Annotated in this window: 1 protein-coding gene; it reads left to right on the forward strand. The window is 44.0% G+C overall.

Features of this window, described 5'->3' with window-relative positions:
• Positions 1–38: 38 nt before the first annotated feature.
• Positions 39–1,104 (forward strand): anaerobic ribonucleoside-triphosphate reductase (gene nrdD / locus N1032_RS23600; protein ID WP_259542812.1); only part of this gene is annotated, 1,066 nt, incomplete at its 3' end.

The raw sequence follows: 1,104 nt of genomic DNA on the forward strand, positions 1-1,104 counted from the left end.
CTAATGGCCAATCCCCGTTCGTTACAGTCAGCTTTGGCATGGGGACAAGTTGGTTTGAACGTGAAATCCAAAAAGCTATTCTCAAAGTCCGAATCAAGGGTCTCGGAAAAGATGGCCTTACAGCCGTGTTCCCGAAACTCGTGATGTTCCTTGAGGAAGGCATTAACGTTAATCCAGAAGATCCAAACTATGATGTTAAACAACTCGCACTTGAATGTGCCTCGAAAAGATTGTATCCCGACATCATATCTGCGAAAAACAACCGTGCCACTACAGGTTCTAGTGTACCTGTTAGTCCTATGGGTTGTCGTAGCTTCCTTAGTGTTTGGCATGATGCATCAGGAAACGAAGTCCTTGATGGACGAAATAATCTCGGTGTTATCAGCCTGAACTTGCCTCGTATTGCAATTGAATCGAAAGGCAATTGGGAAGAGTTTTGGAGAATTCTTGACGAACGTTTGGTTGTTGCTAAACGTGCTCTGGATACTCGTATCAATCGTCTGCGTGGAGTTAAAGCATCAGTGGCACCAATTCTTTATACGGAAGGTGCGTTCGGTGTTAAGATGAAACCTGATGATGATATCATTGATCTGTTCAAGCATGGTCGTGCTTCAATCAGTTTGGGTTATATTGGGTTGCATGAAGTTGGTCTGTTCATGACTGGTTCTGCTCCAACGGATGATGAAACATCTAAACATTTGACTGAGCGTGTTGTTCAGCATTTGCGTGATGCAGTTGACCGCTGGAAGAATGAGTCTGAAGAAGGCTGGGGTTTCAGTCTATATGCCACACCATCAGAATCATTGTGCGATAGATTCGCTCGTCTTGATTTGAAACGGTTTGGTATGATCGAGGGCGTTACTGATAAAGAGTATTATACCAACAGCTTCCACCAGGATGTTTATAAACATTCTAACCCTTTCGACAAGATTGATCACGAAGCTCCGTACCATAAAATCTCCAGTGGCGGCCATATCAGCTACGCAGAATTTCCCAACGTTCGTAACAACATCAAAGGGTTGGAAACTGTTTGGGATTACGCTCTTAAAAACCTCGATTATTTCGGCACGAATACGCCGAGTGACAAATGCCTGCAATGTGGCT

This window comes from Herbiconiux daphne (genome assembly GCF_024979295.1).
Lineage (GTDB): Bacteria > Actinomycetota > Actinomycetes > Actinomycetales > Microbacteriaceae > Herbiconiux > Herbiconiux daphnes.